This is a genomic window from Apilactobacillus intestinapis (assembly GCF_049166695.1).
Classification (GTDB): domain Bacteria; phylum Bacillota; class Bacilli; order Lactobacillales; family Lactobacillaceae; genus Apilactobacillus; species Apilactobacillus kunkeei_C.
On record NZ_JBMHFD010000012.1, the window covers coordinates 1 to 22,371 of the forward strand.

The 22,371-nt window shown below is 36.2% G+C and carries 20 protein-coding genes; 6 read left to right on the top strand and 14 right to left on the bottom strand.

Annotated features, from left to right (window positions below):
- Window positions 1-443 precede the first annotated feature (443 nt).
- The 5 genes from ACOMA7_RS06535 to ACOMA7_RS06555 all read right to left on the bottom strand — a co-directional run bounded on the left by ACOMA7_RS06535 (window position 444) and on the right by ACOMA7_RS06555 (window position 6,286).
- The gene (locus ACOMA7_RS06535) at window positions 444-2,504 is read right to left on the bottom strand and encodes an LTA synthase family protein (protein ID WP_421392796.1); all 2,061 of its coding nucleotides are present in this window, start codon (window positions 2,502-2,504) and stop codon (window positions 444-446) included.
- Between the two features lie 41 nt (window positions 2,505-2,545).
- Complete coding sequence (locus tag ACOMA7_RS06540) at window positions 2,546-3,559, bottom strand: lysylphosphatidylglycerol synthase transmembrane domain-containing protein (RefSeq protein WP_421392798.1); 1,014 nt, start codon at window positions 3,557-3,559, stop codon at window positions 2,546-2,548.
- Between the two features lie 2 nt (window positions 3,560-3,561).
- Window positions 3,562-4,584 (bottom strand): glycosyltransferase family 4 protein, encoded by a 1,023-nt coding sequence (locus ACOMA7_RS06545; RefSeq protein WP_421392801.1) that lies wholly within the window; start codon window positions 4,582-4,584, stop codon window positions 3,562-3,564.
- Between the two features lie 8 nt (window positions 4,585-4,592).
- On the bottom strand, window positions 4,593-5,780 hold the full coding sequence (locus ACOMA7_RS06550; RefSeq protein ID WP_034534830.1) for a glycosyltransferase family 4 protein: 1,188 nt from the start codon (window positions 5,778-5,780) through the stop codon (window positions 4,593-4,595).
- Between the two features lie 239 nt (window positions 5,781-6,019).
- A complete protein-coding gene (locus tag ACOMA7_RS06555; RefSeq protein WP_034531608.1) occupies window positions 6,020-6,286 on the bottom strand; it encodes a phosphocarrier protein HPr in 267 nt (88 codons plus the stop codon).
- A gap of 479 nt (window positions 6,287-6,765) precedes the next feature.
- On the opposite strand from ACOMA7_RS06555, the gene ACOMA7_RS06560 reads away from it, so the two are divergent.
- Both ACOMA7_RS06560 and ACOMA7_RS06565 read left to right on the top strand, forming a co-directional pair.
- Window positions 6,766-8,937, top strand: coding sequence for an ATP-dependent Clp protease ATP-binding subunit (locus ACOMA7_RS06560; protein ID WP_263505290.1), 2,172 nt, complete (start codon window positions 6,766-6,768; stop codon window positions 8,935-8,937).
- Between the two features lie 101 nt (window positions 8,938-9,038).
- The gene (locus ACOMA7_RS06565; protein WP_421392806.1) at window positions 9,039-10,076 is read left to right on the top strand and encodes a MucBP domain-containing protein; all 1,038 of its coding nucleotides are present in this window, start codon (window positions 9,039-9,041) and stop codon (window positions 10,074-10,076) included.
- Window positions 10,077-10,095: 19 nt separating this feature from the next.
- Here ACOMA7_RS06565 and ACOMA7_RS06570 read toward each other — a convergent pair whose 3' ends face one another.
- The 4 genes from ACOMA7_RS06570 to recX form a co-directional block, all read right to left on the bottom strand.
- Window positions 10,096-11,673, bottom strand: a complete 1,578-nt coding sequence (locus ACOMA7_RS06570; protein WP_421392809.1) for a peptide chain release factor 3 — start codon at window positions 11,671-11,673, stop codon at window positions 10,096-10,098.
- 108 nt (window positions 11,674-11,781) lie between these two features.
- Complete coding sequence (gene tagD / locus ACOMA7_RS06575) at window positions 11,782-12,192, bottom strand: glycerol-3-phosphate cytidylyltransferase (protein ID WP_353485618.1); 411 nt, start codon at window positions 12,190-12,192, stop codon at window positions 11,782-11,784.
- A 37-nt stretch (window positions 12,193-12,229) separates the two neighbouring features.
- Window positions 12,230-13,339: an AI-2E family transporter gene (locus ACOMA7_RS06580; protein WP_057198157.1), complete on the bottom strand. Its 1,110-nt coding sequence runs from the start codon at window positions 13,337-13,339 to the stop codon at window positions 12,230-12,232.
- 31 nt (window positions 13,340-13,370) lie between these two features.
- On the bottom strand, window positions 13,371-14,174 hold the full coding sequence (recX, locus tag ACOMA7_RS06585; RefSeq protein WP_421392813.1) for a recombination regulator RecX: 804 nt from the start codon (window positions 14,172-14,174) through the stop codon (window positions 13,371-13,373).
- 79 nt (window positions 14,175-14,253) lie between these two features.
- Here recX and ACOMA7_RS06590 point away from each other — a divergent pair, with 79 nt between their 5' ends.
- Window positions 14,254-14,709, top strand: a complete 456-nt coding sequence (locus ACOMA7_RS06590; RefSeq protein ID WP_176589797.1) for a flavodoxin — start codon at window positions 14,254-14,256, stop codon at window positions 14,707-14,709.
- Between the two features lie 46 nt (window positions 14,710-14,755).
- Here ACOMA7_RS06590 and ACOMA7_RS06595 read toward each other — a convergent pair whose 3' ends face one another.
- Window positions 14,756-15,646 carry a YihY/virulence factor BrkB family protein gene (locus tag ACOMA7_RS06595; RefSeq protein ID WP_041152887.1) on the bottom strand — a complete coding sequence of 297 codons (891 nt, stop codon included), beginning with the start codon at window positions 15,644-15,646 and terminating at the stop codon, window positions 14,756-14,758.
- Window positions 15,636-16,763: a non-hydrolyzing UDP-N-acetylglucosamine 2-epimerase gene (wecB, locus tag ACOMA7_RS06600; protein WP_217304167.1), complete on the bottom strand. Its 1,128-nt coding sequence runs from the start codon at window positions 16,761-16,763 to the stop codon at window positions 15,636-15,638. Before wecB ends, ACOMA7_RS06595 begins: the two co-directional genes overlap by 11 nt.
- Window positions 16,764-16,951: 188 nt before the next feature.
- On the opposite strand from wecB, the gene ACOMA7_RS06605 reads away from it, so the two are divergent.
- Both ACOMA7_RS06605 and ACOMA7_RS06610 read left to right on the top strand, forming a co-directional pair.
- Complete coding sequence (locus tag ACOMA7_RS06605; RefSeq protein ID WP_041152888.1) at window positions 16,952-17,887, top strand: glycosyltransferase family 2 protein; 936 nt, start codon at window positions 16,952-16,954, stop codon at window positions 17,885-17,887.
- On the top strand, window positions 17,887-18,306 hold the full coding sequence (locus ACOMA7_RS06610) for a GtrA family protein (RefSeq protein WP_421392818.1): 420 nt from the start codon (window positions 17,887-17,889) through the stop codon (window positions 18,304-18,306). Before ACOMA7_RS06605 ends, ACOMA7_RS06610 begins: the two co-directional genes overlap by 1 nt.
- A gap of 51 nt (window positions 18,307-18,357) precedes the next feature.
- Here the strand turns inward: ACOMA7_RS06610 and ACOMA7_RS06615 are convergent, their stop codons facing one another.
- The gene (locus ACOMA7_RS06615; protein ID WP_041152890.1) at window positions 18,358-19,713 is read right to left on the bottom strand and encodes a gluconate:H+ symporter; all 1,356 of its coding nucleotides are present in this window, start codon (window positions 19,711-19,713) and stop codon (window positions 18,358-18,360) included.
- A 285-nt stretch (window positions 19,714-19,998) separates the two neighbouring features.
- Here ACOMA7_RS06615 and rbsU point away from each other — a divergent pair, with 285 nt between their 5' ends.
- Window positions 19,999-20,883, top strand: coding sequence for a ribose/proton symporter RbsU (rbsU, locus tag ACOMA7_RS06620; RefSeq protein ID WP_041152891.1), 885 nt, complete (start codon window positions 19,999-20,001; stop codon window positions 20,881-20,883).
- Between the two features lie 48 nt (window positions 20,884-20,931).
- Here the strand turns inward: rbsU and ACOMA7_RS06625 are convergent, their stop codons facing one another.
- Complete coding sequence (locus tag ACOMA7_RS06625) at window positions 20,932-21,639, bottom strand: winged helix-turn-helix domain-containing protein (protein ID WP_421392823.1); 708 nt, start codon at window positions 21,637-21,639, stop codon at window positions 20,932-20,934.
- Window positions 21,640-21,654: 15 nt separating this feature from the next.
- A complete protein-coding gene (gene phoU, locus ACOMA7_RS06630; protein ID WP_220382139.1) occupies window positions 21,655-22,362 on the bottom strand; it encodes a phosphate signaling complex protein PhoU in 708 nt (235 codons plus the stop codon).
- Between the last annotated feature and the right edge of the window lie 9 nt (window positions 22,363-22,371).

Genomic DNA, 22,371 nt, shown 5'->3' on the forward strand with positions numbered 1-22,371 from the left:
TAGCTCTTCTGAATAAATTGTTATTTTATAAGCGAATTGACTTCGCAATGTTTAATTCTTACAACCAAGTTGTAAGTTCCTTACACATCATCGATTATCAATCTTGTTCAGTTTTCAAAGATCTACCCTTTAATATCAAGTGTTGTCTCAATTGACAACTATTTAATATTACCAAATTATCAACACTGTGTCAATAACTTTTTTTATTTATTTCGTTGATGAATGTTTTCACATCAACGTTTGTCGCTCATCGACAACAATAAATATTATGCCATCTTGTTAACGTAAAGTCAACAGTTTTTTTATTGATTTTTTAACGTTTTAACGAGGTTTTTGACCGCCTCATCAACAGCAATATTTATATTATCAAAATATCGACACCGCGTCAACATTAATTTAAAAATAAAAAGGACGACTTTTAAAGTCGTCCTTTTGTTTTGAAACTATTTTAATTCAGGTGCGTCTGTCTTGTATAAGTTCAAAGTATCTTTCTTCTTCAACTTATTCAATAGATCAGTCTTCTTCTTTTTATCCATTTCCTTAAGAAGCTTCATTCCATCAGCATACTTGTAGCTGTATGACTTCTTATCTACCTTCTTGAAGCCCTTAGGATTGTAGAAACGTAGTAAGTCACCTAGTACTACCTTATCTGATAGAGATAGTTCTGTAGTAACGTGGTTTTGCATCTTCTTGATTTCAGCAGCTTGTTTCTTGTTTGGTGTAATTTGTTTACCAGTCTTAGTTAGGTATACACTTCCACCTACTACTGTGTATTCAGGAGATACAAAGTCTCCGTTTCTGAATGCAACAACTTGGTTTCTCTTCTTAGATAACAAGTCGTTACCAAATTGGATAGTATTATCGTCCCTTACACCCAATAGATGTAATAGTGTTGGTAATACGTCAATTTCTCCACCGTAAGTGTGGTCAATTCCACCCTTTAGTCCGTCCATGTGAATCATGAATGGAACCTTTTGGAATTGTGCTAAGTCGAAGCTGTTAATAGACTTCTTGTGTAGTAATTGAGCGATAGCTGGTCTATGGTTGTTTGAAATACCATAGTGATCACCGTATAGCACAATCATACTGTTCTTCATTAGACCTGTCTTAGTTAGGTAATTCATGAATTCACCAAAAGCTTGGTCTAAGTAGTGAGCAGTTTGTACGTATGGATCAACAGTATTGTCACCAGTCTTAGTTGCTGGGAATGATACGTTTTGTTTATCCAATTCATATGGATAGTGGTTAGTTAGTGTAATTAGTTTTGCATAGAATGGTTGTGGTAATTGTTGGATGTATTGTGCAGCATCTTTAAAGAAGATCTTATCCTTCAAACCGTAACCGACACTGTATGATGGTTTTTCAGTGTAGTAGTTTGAATCAAAGAAGTATTGGTATCCCCATGACTTGTATGCATTATCTCTATTCCAGAAACTAGGCACATCCCCATGGAATGCAGCAGTACTGTAACCCTTTTGAGCTAAGATAGCTGGTGCAGCTTGGTATGTGTTTTGAGTACCATAAGTAACCATTGCTGATCCTTCAGGTAGACCGAATAGTGAGTTTTCTAGCATCATTTCAGCATCAGAGGTCTTACCTTGTGCTACTTGGTGGTAGAAGTTATCAAATGATAATGTGTTTTGGTTATGGTAGAACTTGTTTAGGTTTGGAGTTACTTCCTTACCATCAACTTTGTAATCAATTAAGAATTGTTGGAAACTTTCCAAATGAATGATAAAGACATTCTTACCCTTAGCCTTACCGTAGTATTCGATATTAGACTTACTACGGTTATGCTTTAGATATGTAAGGACACTATTTAAATCAGATGGTTTAGCTTCAGCTCTAGTTTGACTTTCCTTGTGGGTTTGATATGCATTAAATGCTGCATATTCATTTAAACCAAGGTACTTAACAATGTAGTTGTTATCAAAAGTTCTTGTTAATAGACCTGATCTATCTGCATTAGATACACCAAATTCAGCAAACATCAATACTAAAGATAAGATGGTGATTGCAAAGGCGTTTCTCTTCTTAAATGGAGCATGGTCCACCTTAATTACTCTGAATAGTAGTAATAAGATCAATACAATGATATCGATAAATACGAAGAAATCTAATGGATGTAAGATTTCAGCTAAACTCTTACCAAGGTTGTTTTGAACAGTACCAGAACCCTTGATGATTCCAAATGATAGGAAGTCAGAGAATTCACGGTAGTATAAAACATTGGCAAAAATCCAAATTGATTCGATTAAATCAATAATAATCATTAGCCAGTAAGCTAGCTTACCTCTAAAGTACAAAGCAATACCAAAGATTAGTAATGCAGCTGGTAGTGGGTTAACAGCCAATAGGAATTGTTGAATGCCACCCTTTGCACCTAAGGTAAAATCAATACGGTATGAAATATATGTTTTCAACCAGAATAAGGCCACAATTAATACAAAAAAGCCAAATTTTGTATTAAAGAACTTTCTGGTGTTCTTAATATGACTAGACATTTCTATGCCTCCAAAATAAAAAATATAAAGTGTTAGTAAATTTACTTATCAATCTTATTGGGACGAATAAAGAATGCTACCGCCCCTAAAATCATTCCTAAGTAATAAGTTATCAAGCGCCAAGCAATTAACGCGAGAATTAACTTTGTGTTATTGGTGATAAAACTCTTGAACAAAGTTTCAAAACTGTACTCTGCTCCCCCAGCTCCTCCTGGAATTGGGAATAGTGAGATTATCATAAAGATTAATACGTGTAAGCTAACAATCATGATGATGTTAACTTGATCAAATCCTAATGCCAAGATGATGAAGTATGGAATTAGGTAGTAGAAAGCTAGTTGGAAGAAAGTAATAACAATAATCTTTAACATTAGCTTCCATTGTTTAGCGATTCTGATGCTTTCCATATGGAATGTATCGATTTTGTTGTCTAACATCTCTTTAAATGAAAGATACTTTTCATCCTTCATAAAGATTTTAAGTGGTTTTACCAAATTATCAACCAGTTTCTTAGTAAATGTATACCAATACATGATTAATAACAAGGCGACAATGACAAATAGGTGAACGAAGAAGCCAAACAATACCAGCAAAGCTAGATAGTGTAGCTTTTCTTCCACGTATTGAAAACCGACAATAAGACTCAAAATGAAATTAATTACTATCATGGTTTGAAAGACAACAAACTTCATCAAGAGCGTTGAACTGGCCTTACCAGCATCCACGCCCGTTTGAACCATTACATATAGTTGTCCTGGTTGTCCACCTGATGAGAATGGTGTGATTCCGTTGAATAGTTGTTCTACCAATGGAACTCTAATCGCATCCCACCAAGTAAAGTGATCAACTTGGGTATCCACGATTGTCTTAGTAACCACCGCCTCTAATCCTAAGTATAGCAACATGCATAGGAAGGCAACGGCAATCCACCACCAATTAATAGTAAAAAAATCTGCAATCAATACATCCATATTGATATCTCTGATGAAATACCAAAAAATCAGTATCCCGATTAGAAACATCATAAAGAACGTTATTACATTTCTCTTCAACATTACTATCCCTCTTTTATCTGACCTTTATAGAATTTATGCCAAATTGAAGCTAGATGATCTTCTGAATAGTAATCAGATGCAGCTAGTGCTTTATCAGACAATTCCTTTAGTTCATCTCGATTATCAATTAAGCGATGTAAACTATCATTCATTTCTTCAAAAGTAGTAAATGGTTCATAGTACCCACTGATGATTTCTTTATATAAATCTAAACTTCTAAGCATTACTGGAGTTCCACAAGAGAATGATTCCAGTACTGACATTGGGAACAATTCGTTAAATGATGGTAGTAAGAATAAATCAGCAACGTTGTAGTATTGAACTAATTTATCACGATCCACGATTCCTGGGAAATTAAGGTTTGCGGGTGGATTGTCTACCAAGAGTTTTAAGTTCTTGTATCCATCAGTAATTTTACCAAATGAAAAACCACCTGCCCAAATAAATTCGACATTTGGGTTTTCTTCGGCTAGTTTGGCAAAATCAAGAATTCCCTTTCTAGTTTGCACCTGACCAGTTCCCACTACGACGAACTTGTCTTTATCGATACCAAGTTCCTTTCTAGCAGCCAACTTTTCGTCTTCGGTGAAAGGATAGAATTCCTTCTTGCTAACGAAGTTTGGAATGTAAGTAATTTTATCACGATTAATCCCATATGCTTCCAACTTAGGTATAAAAGTTGGATTAACTACTACAATATGTTCCATTCGTTTGTAAAACGCAATTACATATTTATAAAAAATCCATTTGATTGGTTTGGGCAAACTCAAGCTTCCTTCCAATGTTTCTGGTAGGAAGTGCACATACCCAATTCTTCTTCCACGTTTCTTTTGGAATGTAGAGAAGTAATATCTTAGATTAATTGTATGGTAGTGAGTAATATCAGATTTCTTCGGATCATTGATTTCAATGTCAAACTCCTCTGAAAAACGCTTTTCCATTAATTTAATTAACTCTAGATAGGCACTACCAACTCCTTGTCCCTTTACCTTGTCGGCAGTTGAAAACATATCTATTTTTATCATAAATCCTCCTAGTCGCTTATCCCATTATCATCGCTAAATTCTTTGTTGAAATCTAATTGGGCACTCTTATAAAAGGCCACAATTCGATTGGCAAAGTTTTCAGATGATATTTCATGTAACTTAGTTTGTCTAAGTTCTTCCTTTGATTGATCTGGTTTAGCTTTAGTTTGATTCAAGTATTCCAATACGCTTGAAACATAGCCATCTTTATTTGAGAAGGTCATCCCTAGTGCCTTATCACTTAATAGGTCCTCAGTATATGGACTTGATGCAACCACTACCTTAACTCCGGCAGCCATTGCTTCAATATAAGTTAAACCTTGTGATTCAGAATTAGATGTCGATACAAACAAGTCGGCATCTCGGTAATATTTATATACCTCATCGTTATTAATTTCACCAACGAATTTAACGTTGGCATTTAGCTTCATGTCATCGACTTGTTTTCTCAAGTCTTCTCCGGCTGGTCCATCCCCCACAATCACTAATTGGGTTAATGGTTTGTCAGCCAAGATTGTTGGCATGCAATTAATTAATTCTTTGATGTTCTTTTCGTAAGCCAAACGACTCACTGATAATAACACAGGAGCGTCCTTATCTACCCCTAAATATTTACGTAAATCAAAATCAGATTGAGTCGCAAATTTATTGATATTAATTCCGGTTGGGATAATCCTAATCGGACTCTTTACCCCGTATCTAACTAACGTGTCTAATACTTTTTTACTTGGCGCCACTACCCCTGACATGTTGTGACAAAACGCTAAGGTTGCATCTTTAACATGTACCGGTCTTAATAGCTTACCCTTGGCTACGTAATGCAAGTAGTCTTCATACATGGTGTGATAAGTATGTACGCATGGGATTCTTAAGAACTTCGCCACGAACTTACCGATAATTCCCATTGAGAACTCAGTCTGTGTATGAATAATATCCAAGTTAAGTTTCTTAGCAATTTGATAAGCTTGGATCATTCCCCTTACCGCGATTCTGCGGTCAGTAAAAGAAATAAAGGGGATACTGGAAAATCTAAAAATATTCTTTTCGTATGTGGCCTTATCAACGTGAGGATCAGTTGTAGTAAAGATATACACCTGATGCCCATCTTTTTCCAATTGATCTTTTAATGTCTTAATGGATGTGGCAACCCCACTAACCTGTGGAAAATAAGTATCCGTAAAAATTCCAATATTCATAGTAGCACCTCCTTTTCTTTTATTATTAATTATTTGTAATTATATTGTTTTGCTGTTTGCATTGCAAACTCATGTGAATGCCATAATTCCCTATTTTAATAAAAAAAACGAGCCAGAACAATTCTATCGAAGTAGTTGTTTCCATATTCGTTCAATAATGACAATGAACTATTATGACAACCAAACATAAAATATTTCTGACTCATTATTTTAATAGACGTACCATATATAACTTGTAATTAATCAGTTAATCCTTCATCTTTGAATGACTTTGCAATTGCTTCAATTGCGTCTTTTTCGTCAGGACCATCAGCAATAACAGTTACTTCGGCGTTTTGACCAACACCTAATGACATAACACCCATGATTGACTTTAAGTCAACAGTGTTGCCAAGGTATTCTAGTTTTAATTCTGATTTGAATTTAGTAGCAGTTTGAACTAAAAGTGTTGCAGGACGAGCATGGATTCCAGTTTCAGAAACAACTTTAAATTGACGTTTTTCCATTTTGAAAATCTCCTTTTATTCTTATACTAATTTTAGAATATCAATTAATGTGATAAAACTCAACATTTTTAACTATTGGTACCACTATCAGATAGGTAAGTATACGTAATTACACCGTTCTGATCGGCCTTCCCTATCACGCGCTTTCTGGTATCAAAGTTCATGTATGCAACTTGAAACTCAGTGAACTCGTCGGGTTTGACTACCAATTCTTTGATTTTGTTGTCTTTTAGGTCATTTAATAATTCAGTATAATTCTTATCTGCGATAATTATATTCCCTCTTTCAATATATATTATATACGATTGCCACTAATTAAAACATATCATAATTAAAAAATATGAAAAAAATAGGAATTATTTTAATCTAATCAAATTGCTTGCACTAAATGTACGATGAGTTATAATAATTTTACAAATGGTCAGTAAAGGTCAAAATAGCCTTTAACCATTTAGTTGTTTTCAGAAAGGAGCAGTCGTATGAAATGTGAAAACTGCCATATAAATGAGGCAACCATTCATTTACTCGTCAATTTCAATGGCGAAAAGAGACATATTGATATCTGTCAGGACTGTTACCAAAAGTTGAGTCAACAATCCGAGCAATATCGTAATAACGGAGGTGTTGATATGATGAATGATCCATTTGGTTTCAGTAGCTTAGATGACTTATTTAACGCGATGAATCAAAGCAATCAAAATTCTATCCGCCGTCCTGAGAATAATCAGCAAAAAAATAACAATAATAACAATTCCAACTCTGTGTTAGAAAAATATGGATATGATTTAACCGACTTAGCAAGAAAGAACAAGATTGATCCTGTTATCGGTCGTGATAAGGAAATCGATCGTGTGATTGAAATCCTAAACAGAAGAACCAAGAACAACCCTGTTTTAATTGGTGAAGCCGGTGTTGGTAAGACTGCTGTCGTCGAAGGACTAGCACTAAAGATTGCTCATCACGAAGTTCCAGATAAGTTAAAGAACAAACGTGTTATCAGATTAGATGTTGTATCCATTGTTCAAGGAACATCCATGCGTGGTCAATTCGAACAAAGAATGCAAGAACTAATCAAGGAAGTTCAATCAAACAAGAACATCATCTTATTTATTGATGAAATTCATGAAATTATGGGTGCCGGTAATGCCGACGGTGCCATGGATGCAGGAAACGTTTTAAAACCTGCCTTAGCTCGTGGTAGTTTCCAACTAATTGGTGCTACTACCCTAAACGAATACCGTGGTATCGAAAAGGATTCTGCGCTTGCTCGTCGTTTCCAAACCGTCCAAGTTGATGAACCTTCATTGAAACAAGCGCTTCATATCTTAAACGGTATCAAGGGGCGTTATGAAAAGTATCACCACGTTAAATACAGTGATGATGCCATCAAAGCTGCGGTTTACCTATCAAACCGTTACATCCAAGACCGCTTCTTGCCAGATAAGGCCATCGATTTAATCGATGAAGCCGGTTCTAAGCTTAATATCAAATCAGACGTTAAGTCTCCTGATGATTTAAAGGAAGAACTAAGCAAGTGCGAAAGTGAAAAGAAGGATGCCCTACAAAAGGAAGACTACGAAAAAGCCGCCTTCTATCGTGATAAGATTGAAGAATTAAACTACAAGTTGAAGGACTTCGATGAATCAGATAATACCTACCCTACTGTATCTACGAAAGATATTGAAGGAATTATCGAATCCATCACCAAGATTCCTGTTGGTCAATTGCAAGAACAAGAACAGGATAATCTAAAGGACTTAGACAAGAAGCTAGCTGGTAGCGTAATTGGACAAAACCAAGCAATCGAAAAAGTTGCTCGTGCTATCAAGCGTAACCGAATTGGTTTCAACGGAACCGGTCGTCCAATCGGATCATTCCTATTTGTAGGAACTACCGGAATTGGTAAGACTGAACTTGCAAAGCAATTAGCTAAGCAACTATTTGGTTCCAAGGAAGCAATGATTAGATTCGACATGTCCGAATACCGTGAACCACATTCCATTTCTAAACTAATCGGTTCACCTCCTGGATATGTTGGTTACGATGAAGCCGGTCAATTAACCGAAAAAGTAAGAAGAAATCCATACAGTCTAATTCTTTTCGATGAAATTGAAAAGGCTCACCCAGACGTTCTCCACGCCTTCCTACAAATTCTGGACGATGGTCGTTTGACCGACTCTAAGGGAAGAACCGTATCATTCAAGGATACTGTCATCATCATGACAAGTAACGCCGGTACCGGTGCTTCAACTGCCAGTGTTGGTTTTGGTGCCGAAGCTAACAACAAGACTCATTCAGTATTGAATAAGTTGGGTGATTACTTTAAACCAGAATTCCTAAACAGATTCGATGATATCGTCGAATTTAACCAACTAAGCAAGGATGACTTGAAGAAGATTGTCAGCTTGATGCTAGAAAACGTTAACAAGATGCTAAAAAACCGTGGTATCACCATCGATGTTTCAGATGCTGCCAAGGATAAACTGGTCGAAAAAGGTTACAACCCAGAAATGGGTGCCCGTCCACTTCGCCGTGTAATCCAAGAAGAAGTTGAAGATAAGGTCGCTGACTACTATCTAAACAACCCAAGCAGCAAACATTTGAGCGTTGAGGTCAACGACGAAAACAAGGTATTCGTTAACGCAAAATAATTGAATAGATATAAAAACAGCTAAGACTTATTCTTAGCTGTTTTTTTAACTTTTTTTGTACTATCATATGTTAATATGGTTATTAGAGAGGAGGAAAAGGTATGTTTCATTTTATTCATGACATCATTCGTTTGTTTAAACCCAAACGTAAACCAAATGAACCACAAGAAAATGACTTCACAGATTTCACAACGCAACCCGTTGATGAACCTGTAGAAGCACCCACCGATGATATTGAAGAAACCTCTTCCTCTTCTCCTAAACCAAGGGCAAAGATGACCATATACTATGTAGATGAAGACGGTCACTATCTTCACGAGTTCAATGTAATTCACGGATTCGTCGGTGATCCAGTCAGTTTCATCATCCCCGATTTTGATCACTATGTTCTATTCAAAATCGAAGGTATTTCAACCTACATGCAAAAAGAAGATAACGAAGTCACCCTTCAATATAATCGATTGAATGGAAAACCAGTTAATATTTTCTTCATTAACTATGATACATATTCAATGATTCGTCTTCCTCAAATGGCAATCGGTAAATATAACAATGAATTTCAAATTAACATCCCAGAACTATCTGGTTTTAAACTAATCAACTATTCAGGTGATTCAAACGGTATCTTTGATGACTACATGAAGCATTTAATCATCTACTACCGTCGAAACGATTGGCACAGCGTCCAAAAGGACACTTTCTACATTCGTTTAAGAGAATACACCAGAGTGTACAACGACACTAACGGTGATGTTCTACACGTCTTGTTACCAAAGAAAAGTATTTGGAAGGTATTTTATCAAGTCACCACTGACGACGCTCTGTGGTTAAACATCGGACCAAACCAATGGATCGTCGATAGAAACTTCTTTAGAATGCAATATCCATTCGCTAAGGAACTGACCAACACGAACTCATGGAAGATTAAAAAGGTCCACTACCCAGCAACGATTGAAAACAATAATCATCAGAGTGTGGCCGTTTACAACTTCCCTTATGGTAGCTGTATCGGATTCTTGCACAATGGTAATTCATTCATCGTTACCCAAGAGATTGTTGATCAAAACGATCTCCAATGGGTCGAAATTAATAATCTTCACTATATCGTTTCCGATGACGTAAAAAAAGAGCTTAGATAATATCTAAGCTCTTTTCGTTTTATAGTTTTGAAGTAAGTTCTACATCTGGATACTTTTCCTTGAACCAACGTTCAGCAAATGAATTTTCGAATAAGAACAATGGATCGCCATGACCATCTTTTACCAAGATGTTTCTAGATGAAGACATCTTTTCGTCTAATTGGTCTGGGTTAATCCAGCGTGCAGTCTTGTTACCCATTGGTTCCATTACAACTTCAGAGTTGTATTCATTTTGCATTCTGAATTGGAAAACTTCGAATTGAAGTTGACCCACGGCACCTAGGATGTAGTCACCAGTAGTGTAAGATGTGTAAAGTTGAACCGCACCTTCTTGAACTAGTTGTTGGATTCCCTTGTGGAATGATTTTTGTTTCATAACATTCTTAGCAGAAACTTTCATGAATAGTTCAGGAGTAAATTGAGGTAGCTTGGTAAACTTAACATCACGTTTATCAGAGTAAATGGTATCACCAATTTGGAAGTTACCAGTATCGTACAAACCAATGATGTCACCGGCAACGGCATTTTCAACGTTTTCACGAGTGTTAGCCATGAACTCAGTCACGTTAGATAGACGTAGCTTCTTTTGGTTTCTTTCCAAAGTAACGTCCATACCACGTTCAAACATTCCAGAACATACACGCACGAATGCGATACGATCTCTATGCTTAGGGTTCATGTTAGCTTGAATTTTAAAGATGAAACCAGTAAATTGTTCATTTTCAGGTTTTACTTCAACATCGTTTTCAGTTTCGTGTTCACCTGGTTTTGGTGCAAAGTTTAGATATGCATCTAAGAAAGTCTTTACCCCAAAGTTAACCAAGGCTGAACCAAAGAATACTGGAGTTTGTTCACCATTCTTAATTTTTTCTTCGTCGAATGGATTACCCGCTTCAGTGATTAGGTCCATGCTTTCTTTAGCATCTTGGTAAACACTGTCTTCAGCTAACTTGTTGTCTTCTAACAAGTTACCGTCTTCATCCAATGGTAAGTATGGATTATTTTCATCTTCTGGACGGTATAGTTCGACACGTTTGTTGTATCGATCGTATAGTCCTCTTAGAATTTTCCCTGAACCGATTGGCCAGTTCATTGGGTATCCTTCGATTCCCAAGACATCTTCTAGTTGGCTGATTAATTCCATTGGGTCTCGACTATCACGGTCAAGTTTGTTCATGAAAGTAAAGATTGGAATTCCACGCATCTTACAAATTTGGAATAATTTCTTAGTTTGTGGTTCAATCCCTTTGGCAGCATCAATAACCATGACTGCAGAGTCAACGGCCATCAAAGTACGGTAAGTATCTTCTGAGAAATCTTGGTGTCCTGGGGTATCCAAGATGTTGATACGCTTACCAGCGTAATCAAATTGCATCACTGAACTAGTAACAGAAATTCCACGTTTCTTTTCAATTTCCATCCAGTCAGACTTTGCAAAGTTACCTGACTTCTTAGCCTTAACGGTACCGGCCTCACGCACAATTCCACCAAACAATAGTAATTGTTCAGTAATTGTAGTCTTACCAGCATCCGGGTGAGAGATGATGGCAAAAGTACGACGTTTATCAACGCTTTGCTCTATTTTTTTATTACCCATTATTCGAATCCTTCCGTTTTATAATATATAAATACAATTGTAACATATTAAAACAATCTTCCATATGTGAATTAAAAAACATCCCCGATTAAATCGAGGATGTCCTTTTTATTTCTTCCAATCTTCTTCGTCAGTAAGACCTAAGTCTTTCTTGATCTTAGAAGTTGAAATACCTTCAGTTCTTGGTAGGTAAACGACTTTACAGTAGTCCTTTAGGAAGTCGAACTTACCTTCCCAATCATCTCCCATAACGAAGATGTCGATGTTGTTATCAACAACGTCTTTAATCTTTTGGTCCCAGTTGTTTTCTGGAATCACGTGATCAACGTAACGAATAGCTTCTAAAACATACTTTCTGTCTTCGTATGAAGTGTAAGCCTTCTTACCCTTTTCAGCGTTAAATTCGTCGGTAGAAACACAAACTGTTAAGTCGTCCCCTAATTCCTTGGCACGTTTTAATAAACGAACATGACCCTTGTGTAGTAGGTCAAATGTTCCATAAGTAATTACTTTTGTCATATTATCTCCTGCTTTGTCTCTCTTTGTTTTTGCTAACTCACTTGTGTGATTGCTCAATCATCCAAATACTGTATAGATATTGTACGACCACTTTCACAACCGCATATAGTGGAATTGCTAGAATCATTCCCATTAAACCAGCAATATTTCCGGCAGCCATTAAGATAATTATAATGGTTAGTGGATGAATATTCAAAGACTTTCCGATTACATTTGGATAAACCAAGTTACCGTCTAGTTGTTGAACAATGATTACTACAATTACCACCCACACTAATTCACCTACACTGGTAGAAAGTGCGACGAATACTGATGGCATAATCCCAATATATGGACCAACGTATGGAATGATATTACAGATTCCGGCAAACACCCCTAGTAGCAGTGCATACTTTTGGCCGATTAAAACGTATCCGATTGATGTAAATACACCAACGAATAAACATTCAATCATTTGACCACCAATGTAGTGAGAAATAGTGTCACTCATCTTGCCTAATAGCTTGATGGTTCTACGACGACTTCTTGGCGGTAACATCTTAGCGACGTTTGGAATCATCTTGTGACCATCTTTTAGCATATAGAACAATACCACTGGAACAGTAATCATCACAATCACGGCTGAAGCTGCGGTTGAAATGATTGATCCGACACTAGAAGTAATTCCACCTAAACTGTGTTGGAAGTAGTTATAAACGTAACTTTGTAGTGAAGAAATGTATTCAGATGAATAGAATTTCTTAAAAATCCCCTTTTGACTGTGCACTTCCACATAATGGTTAATATCGTCTGCAATCTTTGGTAGGTTAGTAACCAAGTTGGTTACCTGAGTTACCAAACGTGGTAGAAATGATGAGAATAGATATACGATTATTCCAATTAGAAATATGTATACGATCAAGATCGCCCAGTTACGGGAAATTCTTTTGGTTTTACTAATTTTAATTTTCATTATTAGGTTAACCACTGGGTTTAGCATGTAGAATAATACCCCAGCGATTAGGATTGGCATGAATACTGCTGAGATAAACATCCCAATTGGGCTGAAAATAAACTCAAGTTTTGTACATATCCAGATAATGCTTACGACCAGTAGCAATTCCACTGTCCATAGGATTATCGAGGAATTTTTAATTTTATTAAACATATTCGAAACCTCCAATAATCATTATACCATTTTATTCATCCATATTTTTATCATCTATAAATGAATTGATATCATCCATATCAAAACCTTTGCGGTAAAGTGCTTGCTTGGTCTTCATGACTCTTTGCATCCCGTCGTACTTACGATTACGATGCCATATCTTTTCACTCTGTTGTCTCAATAAATCCATTTGGTCTTCTTCATCGACTTGAAAGTCCATGTCCTCCATGACGCTTAAAACAACATCGGTTGGATACCCCTTCTTCATCAAAGCTAGCTTAGTCTTATCCAAACGATTTTTAAACGCGTCGCGCTTATGTTTTTTGAAAATTTTATCAGCTTGAATTTGGCAGTTTTCAATCATTTCTTCGTGTGAGTAGAAGTTATTCAGGGCGTTTTCAATTAAGTTCTCGTTGATTTGTTTTTCCTTTAGCTTATAAAAGACGTTGGATGGACCCTTATCCTGCTTCTTCACTTCTGTTCGCACATAACTGTCAGCGTAGCTTTGATCATTGACTAGCTTTAATTCAACTAGTTTTTGCATGACTGCAGCAATGTGTTGTTCGTTTTCACTATAAGTTTGAAGTTTCTTTACGACTTCGTTTTCGGTTCTTAATTGGTGGGATAAGAAGTTAATCGCCTTACTGTAAAGTTTGGAAATGTCATCTGCATTGACTAGTTCTTCTTTTAGTTCATCGTCGATTTCCATCCCCTTAAAGATACGATATTTAATCATTACGTTTTCACTGATTGGAAACGCGTATACCCCATCTACGTACACATTAAAACGCCCTTTTCTCTTTTGGGCTTCAATCATGGTGATTTTAGATGCCATTACTCTCACTCCTTTATTTAACATCCCATTTTACATTTGGTATAATTAGTTATCAGATTGCGAAAGGACGTATATTACTTTGAAAGCACATGTAGTTTTTGCAACCATCACAGGTAACAACGAAGACGTCGCTGATATCGTTACTGAAGGCCTAGAAGATTTAGGCGCTGAAGTTACCCAAACCGAAATTTCACAAACAGATGCACAAGATTTTGAAGATGCAGATATCTGTGTCGTTTGTGCATACACCTACAACGAAGGTCACCTTCCAGAAGAAGGATTAGACTTCTTCGATGACTTAGGTGACTTAGACCTGTCAAACAAGGTCTTTGGTGTTGCCGGTTCAGGTGATATCTTCTACGAAGAATTCTTCAATACTTCAGTTGATGACTTCATCAATCAATTCAAGAAGACTAACGCCACTCAAGGTTTTGAAGGTGTTAAAATCAACTTGGAACCAGATGAAGACGACATTGAAAAACTTGACGAATTTGCCTCAAGTTTAGTTGATACTTACAAAAAAATAAATGGTTAAAAAGAAAATCGTTGATTTTTATCAACGATTTTTTTGTTTTGCAATCTTATCTCTTCTTGTTTGGAATAAATGATTTAATGCTAGGCTTTCTGCCCTTAATCTCGACGTTCTTAACATCTTGCACGGAAGCATTAATAACAGCACCTAAAATCAATATCATTCCAATGATGTATAACCAAAGCATTAAAATAACAAAGGTTCCTAATGCTTTATAGGCATCGACACTACGTGCGAAATAGTGAAGATATATGGAAAATCCTTTGGATAGAACAATCATACCGATTGTCACAATCAATGATCCCATCCAAACATAACGCCACTTGGTGTTTACGTTTGGCACGAAATAATACATCAATAGTACCAATAGGAATACCCCAATGATGGTCAATGGATATCTCAACAGGATAAATAATCCCACATTCATCTTGGATAATCCCATTAGATAAGCTGAGTAGCTAATGATGACCTTTCCAAAACCAAAGAATAATAGGAAAATCCCTAACGAAATTACTAACAATAGCATCCAGATAAACGAAACAATTCGATTCATCAGATTACTTTCGTTTTTTATTCCATACGACGAGTTAACCGCACGTTGAAACGCTGCTAAGGCCCGACTGGCTGACCAGATGGCTACAATTAAACCAATCGACAACTTATCGGCATTGGCGCCCTTTAAAGCGGAAATAACGATTGGACTAACTGTCTTGAAAACCGTTGATGGTAACAATGGTTCTAAATAGTCTAAAATTTCGTATTGGTTAACGTGCAATAATTCTAGTAGGTTTCCAACGATTATGGTCGCTGGAAATAGTGATAGCAAAGAATAAAAGGCAATCACAACTGCTGAATCGGACACGTTTGATTCTTTATAATGCTTCTTTACGACTAAAAAGAAATGCTTCCATTTTCTAGCGGTGTCTTTATTAAGCTTCATTATGATCACCACTTAGTTTATTACTAGCAAACACTTCTTTAATTGCGTCTAGGATTTGCTTAGAAGCAGTTCCATCACCATAAGGATTCTTGGCAGTGGCCATCTTCTTGTATTCTTCTGTGTCGTCTAGTAGTTGGTCTATGCTTGCACTAATCTTTTTCGGATCAGTTCCAACAAGCTTAAGTGTTCCTGCATCGACTCCTTCTGGACGTTCAGTAGCTTCTCTTAGTACCAATACAGGTTTACCTAATGAAGGAGCTTCTTCTTGCACCCCACCTGAGTCAGTCATAATGAAGTGACTGCGAGCTGCCATGTTATGGAAATCAACCACATCCAATGGTTCGATTAAGTGAACACGGTTAACCCCATCGAACACGCTGTGAGCGACAGATTGCACTGCTGGACTCAAGTGAACTGGATATACGACTTCGATATCCTTTCTGTTCAATACTTCGTTTTTGATTGTTTCAAAGGTACGACGCATTGGTTCACCTTGGTTTTCACGACGGTGCATGGTTAATAGAATAATCTTGTGAGTCTTATCGATATCATCTAACACACTGTGGTGATAGTTTCTATCAACGGTTTGTTTTAACGCATCAATCGCGGTGTTCCCTGTAATATAGATACGGTCTTCTTTTAGATTTTGTTTTAATAGATTTTCTTTACTTAATTCAGTTGGTGCAAAGTAAACATCTGAAAGAATGTCGGTCATTTGACGGTTCATTTCTTCAGGATATGGTGAGTACTTGTCCCAAGTTCTAAGTCCCGCTTCAACGTGACCTAGTGGAATTTGGTGGTAAAATGCGCTGACTGCAGCGGCAAATGTGGTTGTGGTATCACCATGGACCAAGATGATGTCAGGTTTGGCTTCGTTAATAATACTGTCTAGTTTGTTAATGACAGTGGTTGTAATTGAACTTAATGTTTGTTGTGCTTTCATTACGTGTAAATTGTAATCAGCTTCAATATGGAAAATATCCATAACTTGATCTAGCATTTCTTTATGTTGGCCAGTCAAAACTGTGATGGGTTGAAACTCATCTAAATTATTTTTCATTTCTAGAATGATTGGAGCCATCTTAATAGCTTCTGGACGAGTTCCAAAGATGGTCATCACTTTAATCGGTTTTTTCAAGATTATGCCTCCACAAAAAAGTATATTTATCTAATTATAACAAAATAATGACGCGGTTGCCGACCATAAATACATCTTAATAAAAATTTAGTGCTATCTATGAAAACCTTTTTGAAGTATTATGATAAAATATAAATAATTATGGATTAATGAAGGAGGTTACAATTATGGAAACTATTGGTTTAATTGTACCCTGTTATAATGAAGAGCCTTCCATTAAAATCTTTTATGATGAAGTCGAACGTGTCTTCAGCGAAATGCACGCTAACCACGTTGACTACAATCACGAATACTGGTTTATTAATGATGGTTCTTCTGACAACACTTTAGAAGAAATTAAGAAGTTACGTGAAAACGATGAAAACGTTCATTACGTATCATTCTCACGTAACTTTGGTAAGGAATCTGCAATGTCAGCTGGATTAGAAAACGTTGGCGGTGACTATGTTGCTGTTATGGACGTGGACTTACAAGATCCACCTGCATTACTTCCTCAAATGATTAAGTACATAAAAGAAGACGATTACGACGTCGTTGGCTGTGTGCAAAAGAGTAGAAAACAAAACTTTGTGAGAGCTTTCCTATCTTCAAGTTTTTACAAGGTTATCAACAAAATGTCTGACGTTGAAATCAAACAAAACGTTAGAGATTACCGTCTAATGACTCGTCAATACGTTGACAATGTTTTGAAATTAACTGAGTACAACCGTTTCACTAAAGGTATCTTTAGTTGGGTCGGCTTTAAAACTAAATACATCGAATACGATGGTGTTGAAAGAGCAGCTGGTGAATCACACTGGTCACTATATCAACTACTTGAATATTCATTGGAAGGAATCGTCGACTTCTCAGATGTCCCACTTAAAGTGGCAACCTGGGTTGGTGGTGTTTCATTCTTCCTATCACTAATTGGACTATTCTTTGTTATTTTAAGAGCTATTTTATTTGGTGGATCCGTATCAGGATGGCCATCATTAGTATCAATTATTCTATTAATTAACGGTGTTCAATTATTCTGTCTAGGAATCGTTGGTAACTACATCGGAAAAATTTACTTAGAAACAAAGCATCGTCCTAAATACATTGTGAAAGAGAAGAAATAATGAAAAATTTGTGGAAAAAATACAAGCAAATAATTGCCTATTTGTTTTGGGGTGTATTAACCACTGTTATCGACATTGTTGTCGCATTAGTGCTTTATCGCCTATTACCAAACATGGACGTATTCTGGAACACATTGATTGCTTGGATAGCAAGTGTATTGTTTGCATTCTTTACCAACAGAAAATGGGTATTTGAATCCAAGGCCAATACTGCTAAAGAATACATTTCGGAAATGATTTCATTCTTCCTTGGCCGTGTGGCTTCATTAATTTTAGAAGAAATCATACTAATAATTGGTGTTTCAATCATTAGCGTTAATAATTTTGATTTACTAAAAATATTTGGTCAGGTAGTCGTAATTATCTTTAATTACTTCTGGTCAAAATTCGTAGTTTTCGTTAATCATAAAAAAAAATAAAAAAAGCGATGAGATAAATTTATCTCATCGCTTTTTTCGTATTTATATTTATTAGTGAATAAATAGACTTAGTAGAAGTACCATTAATAATCCAGTAACAGAAATAACTGTTTCTAGTACAGTCCAAATTTTTAATGTTTGTTTTACATTTAAGTCAAAGTATTCTTTGAACATCCAGAATCCGGCATCGTTAACATGTGATGCAGCAAGTGATCCAGCACCAATTGCTAAAGCCATTAATACTGGGCTTACGCTCATTGAGTGCATTAATGGAGTTACTAGTCCAGCAGCAGTCATACCTGCAACAGTAGCTGAACCTAATGAAACACGTAGGATAACAGCGATTAACCAAGCTAAGATGATTGGTGATAAGTTAGCGTGGCCCATTACGTTTTGAACGGCTTTACCAACACCACCGTCGATTAATACTTGTTTGAATGCTGATCCACCACCGATAACCATTAGTAGCATTGCAATTGACTTAATTGCTTCAGTAACAGTGTTTGTAATGTCTTCCATCTTCTTACCGCGGTGGAAGCCCATTGCCCAGATAGCAAATAGTAAAGTAACAATCATGGCAATAACTGGGTTACCAAACATAGCGATAACAGCACCAATACCATGTGGATTTTCAACGGCTTTACCACCGTTAAATACCATGTCGTAAACAGTGGAAATAGCCATTAAGATAACTGGTAGTAATGAAGTAAATGCGGCAATTCCAAAGCTTGGAGTGTCCTTTAAATCGTACTTCTTCATTTCACCAAATGCTGGTAGTGAAGTCTTTACAACGAATGTTTCTGGAGCAACCTTCTTAGCAATCTTTGTGTATAAAGGACCGGCTACGATCACACAAGGAATAGCAACGATAATACCTAATAGAAGTGTTTGACCAATGTTTGCGCCTAAAGCAGTAGCAACTGCAGTTGGAGCAGGTTGTGGTGGTAGGAATCCTTGAGTAGCTGATAATGCAGCTGCCATTGGAATACCTAGGTAAACGAATGGAACTTCAGCTTCTAGTGCAACGGCGAATACGATTGGAGTTAATAGAACCAATCCAACTTCGAAGAATAATGACATTCCGATAATAAATGAAGCAACAACAATTGCAAATTGAAGTCTCTTTTTTCCGAATAGATCGATTAGTGTTCTGGCAATTCTATAAGAACCACCAGCATCAGCAACTAAACGACCAATCATTGCACCAAATCCAAAGACGATAACTAGTTCCCCCAAAGAACTTCCGATACCGTTTTTAATGGAAACAGCGATGTGTGCTGGGTTCATTCCTAAACCTAACGCAACAATAACAGATGTAACAATTAATGAAATAAATGTATTTAATTTACATTTAATGATTAGGAACAAAAGCAATAATATTCCTAATACTAATACAACAAATGGCATAGTTTAATACCCCTTCTTTTATTAAAAATAATTTTATGTTTCCTGAATGTAAGCGCTTTACTTTTCCGTAAAAATAATATAACATACTTCTTGGGAAATGAAAACGATTTCATTACACTTTTTAAAACATAGTCCCTAATAAATATGTTATATTACTTTAGGCGTTTTAAAACTTAAGATTTATTTAAGTTTAAATGAAATACGTTTGATTTCTAACTATGATACCAACACTTGTGGTAAATTGTTAATTATAGAAATAATATATAAGGATAAGGAGGACACGCTTTGAACGCTGTTGCTTTATTAATTGGACTAGGTCCAGTTCTAGGTTGGGGTCTATACCCTACAATTGCTTCATTATTTGGAGGCAAACCTACTAACCAAATTTATGGTTCCACTCTAGGAACACTTATTTTCGCTGCTATTTTTCTTTTAATCTCAGGTAATTCAATTCCGACTGGTATGGATTTTGCACTTGCATTACTTTCAGGTGCTGGTTGGGCTTTCGGACAAATCATGTCATTTAAAGCCTTTGAATTAGTTGGATCTTCTAGAGTAATGCCTATCACCACTGCGTTACAATTAATTGTAACTGCACTATGGGGTGTGTTTGCATTAGGTAACTGGCACTCAGAATCACACCGTATCATTGGTTTCGTTGCTTTAATCGTAATCATCATTGGTGCTACTATGACTGCTTGGCAAGAACATAAAGATACTAAAAGCTCTGCTGACTTAAAGAAAGCAATTGGTCTTTTAGTTATCGGTGTTATTGGTTACTGGGGTTACTCAGCTGCACCTCAAGCATCAAGTCACTTAGACGGTATGCATGCGTTCTTCCCACAAGCTCTTGGAATGTTCTTAGTTGCTGTTGTATACTGCTTGTTCCACGTTAAGAACAACAATGTATTTGCTACTAAGTCTTCTTATCTACAAATCATTTCAGGTTTCTTCTTCGGATTTGCAGCTTTAACTTACTTAATCTCTGCAGAACCTAAAATGAATGGTTTAGCTACTGGTTTCGTACTATCACAAACTTCTGTTGTATTAGCTACTCTAACTAGTATCTACTTCCTACACCAAAACAAGACTAAAAAAGAAATGGTTGTTACAATAATCGGTTTAGTTATCATTATTCTAGCAGCTGCAGTTACTGCATTCTTAAACTAATAAAACCCAAAACAAAAATCCCGCTTGGAATAACCAAGCGGGATTTTTTCATTGTAATACGTATCCAAATCCACGAACTGTTTTAATTTCAACGTCGTTTCCGGGTAAATCTTTGAGCTTATCTCTAACGTGACTAACGTGCATATCAACGATACGAGATGATATAAATGCATCCCCATCGTCTCGATCTTCACGCCAGACACCGTTAAAAATTTGTTCTCTACTCAATACCTGGTCATGATGTCTGATTAGGTAATAGAAGATGTTAAATTCCTTCGGTGTGAAGTTTAAAACCTCTCCCTTATACTTTACCTGAAAATGCTTCAGACTAATCTCAAAGTCCTTAAAATGCTCTTTACGTTTAGTCTTATCGCTATCCTCTACCATCTCATCATATATTTTGACACGTTTTAATGTTCTTAACATGATTCTTTGGGCATCAACGAAGTCACTGAAGTAATCGTTGACTCCTAATTCAAAACAATCTCTTTCTTTTTGATTATCATAGTGGTCATCAAAAGTAATAATAGGGCCTGAGAATGTCTTAGTAACTTGTTCAATCATCCTTTTAACGTGACTAAAGTCTTCAAAGATTGATAAATCAATAATGACGGCAAAGACGTTGTTCTTTTTAGCCATAATTTCGATATCTTCATCATCACTAACGCTATTAACAAAGTATTCATCTTGCAACGCTAATTGACTTACATCAGCGGCTAATCTTAATTGTTTTGTTACTAACAACAGACTTTGCATCCCATCTAAACCTCCCTATTTTTGACTGTTTTTTAGTTCCTTGGCAATCAGTTCTGGTTCAATCTTACCAGGGTTTAATTCAACAATCTTACCAGTTGCATTATATACAATCCATTCTGATAAGTTAACGATATGATCTCCAATACGTTCTAGGTAACGAACTACCATTAAGTAGATAGTTGCTAGTTCAATTTTATCACTATTCTTTTCCATTTCAGAAACGATTAGATTTTTAGCTAAAACAAACTTCTTATCGATTAATATATCTTCTTGAGCGACTAGCTTTGCTGCTTCTTGATCAGCATGAACATAAGCATCCAATGATGATTCAAGCATTCCCCTAATCTTTAAGGCCATTTGGTTAATAGCTTCGTTCACTTCTGGAATACGACTTTCTGTGTTGATACGAAGAGTTTCTCTGGCGATCGATGATGCGTGATCACCAATTCGTTCCAAATCAGAACTAGCCTTTAATAAAGTGATGATTGAACGGAAGTTAGAAGCAACTGGTTGTCTTAATGCTATTAAGTTTAGTGCTTCTTTTTCTAGGTCAACTTCTTCGTCATTAACCTTGCTATCGCGATTAACAATTTCGGTAGCTAGTTTTTGGTCGTTTTCAGTGAAGGCCTTGATTGATTGGTAAATTTGATCAGAAACATTAATTCCCATCTTCATGTAGGTCTTTTGTAGTACTTTTAGTTTGTCGTTAAATGTTTGACTCATAATCAGCTC